Origin of the sequence: Ligilactobacillus acidipiscis DSM 15836 (assembly GCF_001435755.1) — a bacterium.
GTDB lineage: Bacteria > Bacillota > Bacilli > Lactobacillales > Lactobacillaceae > Ligilactobacillus > Ligilactobacillus acidipiscis.
The window spans coordinates 1-2,238 of the sequence record NZ_AZFI01000234.1 but is presented as its reverse complement, the minus strand read 5'-3'; the positions used below and the strand labels follow the sequence as shown (position 1 = coordinate 2,238).

Sequence of the window (2,238 nt, the reverse complement as noted above, 5' to 3'; positions counted from 1 at the left end):
TTCTGATTCTCTTAACTTTAACTTAGTGTATGCCTTCCGCTTCGCTATTTCAAATTTTATACTTTGACTTAACGTTTCTCATATGATATAGTTTCGGTGATTATTTCTAATATGATTAGAGGGATCGTTATGTCTCAAAGTAACTTAGAAAAACAAGAAGCTAAATTAAAAGCCCTTAATCAAAAAATTAAGGACGAAAAAAATAAGATTGAACAACGGCTAGGTAAACAAATCATCAGTCAAGCCAATTTAGATTATGCTAATTTGTCTAACGATCAGATTAAGCTTTTAGCCAAGCAATTTTCTGAATTTTTAAAGGTAAATTCCGTAGATCATTAGCCATACGAGATGGGGAAATTCCATGTCTAATCAATATGAAAAACTAGTCGAGCAGCAAGCGCGTTTAAAACAAAAAATTGAGCGGGAAGATTTTAAATTACGGCAATCTAAATACTATGAAAATCGGCAAGCCCGCAAAGCCCGTTCTCGCCGATTAATTCAAAAAGGGGCTTTATTAGAAAAGTACTTTCAAGCTAATAACCTCTCGGTCGAACAAACCGAAGAACTTTTAAAAACATTTGCTGACTATGTTAACGCCCATAAACCGGATAAATTAAAAAACGATCAACCTAATAACTAGGCCGATCGTTTTTATTTTCAGGATTGTTTTTTGGCTTAATTTCTGGATTGTATTTAGCAAAGTCTTTTAACTGTTTTTGAATTCTTTGTGTAAGCTCTGCTTTACTTTCTTTGTGCTTCCTTTTACTTGATCGCTGTTGAATTATCTTTTGACCCTTACCTCTTCTTTTTGATTTTAGGTCAAGCGTAAAATCTGAAATTTTATTTTGATCTAGCTTACTTAAATGACCGATTTCTTTAAAGTTTAAACCGGCTTTGGGAAAGCGATAAATATTACCAAGATCGACCCAGGAAGGTTTCTTCAACCCAGCGGATTGCCAATCTTGAATCGGATAATATTGTTGCTTGATATAAGCCGACTTCTTTTCATACTGACTAGTAATTTTAAAAGCCTCGACCGTCTGTTCTGATACCCGACGAATTAAAACTGGCCGAGACTTGCCACCGTTAGTTTCTACAAAACTAACGTATAGGCTGACTAAGTCATTAGTCCTCATCTGGATCGTTGAGCCAATCAGCGACCTCTTTAGCGTCTTTGAACTCGGTGACTGGTGTCCCTTCGGTCGCCTTTAAAAAGCGTAAATTAGCTCTTTCTTCTTCGCTTAAAGACGCATTAAAAGGTAAAGCACCATTAGCAACAATCCGCTTGTAAAACATGTTAATGGCCGTGGTTGGATTTAAGCCCAATTCGCTTAAAACTGCTTCGGTATCATCGGCCAAATCTTTATCAATCTTGACTTGGACCCGTTTCTTTTCCTTAACTGCCATGATTGTCTCATCTCCTTTATTTTACCACTACCATTATACTACCTTTTGAGTATCTTATCAATAGATAAAGCCCTAGCCTCAAATCACTTGAGCTTGGCGTTGATCTGAAGGCTGAACTTTTGAGCTGGTTAGCCTGGTTAGCTCTGGCACTCATTTAAAAGCCCCTATTCTTCTGTTTAAGCCATTTAAATCTAACTTAAGTATAAAGAGGTTAGCAAGTCTTAAAACTGCTTAGAAAGGATTTTGTAGTCTTTTAGGACTAGTAGTACAACCCACTGTTATCGTTGTCGGCCGACTTTTCTTCTTCGGGGTGTTTGGCCGCATATTCTCTAACCGCTTGTTTATTCCACCAAATCCCAAATAGGTTTTGCATGGTGCCGTATAAGTAGTTCTCAACATTCTTGATGTGCTTCTCATTGCTTCTCAGGGCGTTAAAGTAGCGTCTCAAGGCTTTAGTCATTAAAGGTTTCAGTTCCTCATCATCAAGTGGGATTATGACACCAATATCTTTGTGATCTTTCTCAACTCGGTACTTAGCATTTAAGATAATGCCAATGAAGCGCCGCATTTGTTGCGGAGTGCGGCACCAGAAACTAAGTAATTGCACGGCTTCGGGTTCTAAGAAAACCGGTAAGCCACTGTCTTCATCAGTTAAGAAGTCATTAGCATGGTTCACCAAATCCTGGTTTTGCTTTTGAATTTCTGCTGGTGAAAAATGGGCTGTGGAAAAGTCCAACTTTTGAGTATCTATATTGTATCTATTAGTATCTAAATTATTAGTATAGTCTAGATTGTGACTCTTTTTGACACTTTCGCGTGTATCAAGGGTTT

At 37.4% G+C, this 2,238-nt stretch carries 4 protein-coding genes and 1 pseudogene; 2 read left to right on the top strand and 3 right to left on the bottom strand.

Annotated elements, in window-relative coordinates:
• Window positions 1-111 precede the first annotated feature (111 nt).
• Both FC65_RS10230 and FC65_RS10225 read left to right on the top strand, forming a co-directional pair.
• Window positions 112-339, top strand: a complete 228-nt coding sequence (locus tag FC65_RS10230; RefSeq protein WP_082619093.1) for a hypothetical protein — start codon at window positions 112-114, stop codon at window positions 337-339.
• A gap of 22 nt (window positions 340-361) precedes the next feature.
• The gene (locus FC65_RS10225; RefSeq protein ID WP_003646133.1) at window positions 362-640 is read left to right on the top strand and encodes a hypothetical protein; all 279 of its coding nucleotides are present in this window, start codon (window positions 362-364) and stop codon (window positions 638-640) included.
• Here the strand turns inward: FC65_RS10225 and FC65_RS12080 are convergent.
• From FC65_RS12080 to FC65_RS10210, 3 genes and pseudogenes are all read right to left on the bottom strand, one after another.
• Window positions 630-1,136: a hypothetical protein gene (locus tag FC65_RS12080; RefSeq protein WP_056972610.1), complete on the bottom strand. Its 507-nt coding sequence runs from the start codon at window positions 1,134-1,136 to the stop codon at window positions 630-632. The genes FC65_RS10225 and FC65_RS12080 overlap by 11 nt on opposite strands.
• Window positions 1,126-1,407, bottom strand: a complete 282-nt coding sequence (locus FC65_RS10215; protein ID WP_002819873.1) for a type II toxin-antitoxin system RelB/DinJ family antitoxin — start codon at window positions 1,405-1,407, stop codon at window positions 1,126-1,128. The genes FC65_RS12080 and FC65_RS10215 overlap by 11 nt, the downstream gene beginning before the upstream one ends.
• Window positions 1,408-1,666: 259 nt before the next feature.
• Window positions 1,667-2,238, bottom strand: a pseudogene (locus tag FC65_RS10210) (replication initiator protein A); the annotation flags it as partial.

What these genes read in the sequence shown, in the direction of transcription:
- FC65_RS10230 (WP_082619093.1), top strand. Translation starts at nt 112, where the DNA reads ATGATTAGAGGGATCGTTATGTCTCAAAGTAACTTAGAAAAACAAGAA.
- FC65_RS10225 (WP_003646133.1), top strand. Translation starts at nt 362, where the DNA reads ATGTCTAATCAATATGAAAAACTAGTCGAGCAGCAAGCGCGTTTAAAA.
- FC65_RS12080 (WP_056972610.1), bottom strand. Translation starts at nt 1,136, where the DNA reads ATGAGGACTAATGACTTAGTCAGCCTATACGTTAGTTTTGTAGAAACT.
- FC65_RS10215 (WP_002819873.1), bottom strand. Translation starts at nt 1,407, where the DNA reads ATGGCAGTTAAGGAAAAGAAACGGGTCCAAGTCAAGATTGATAAAGAT.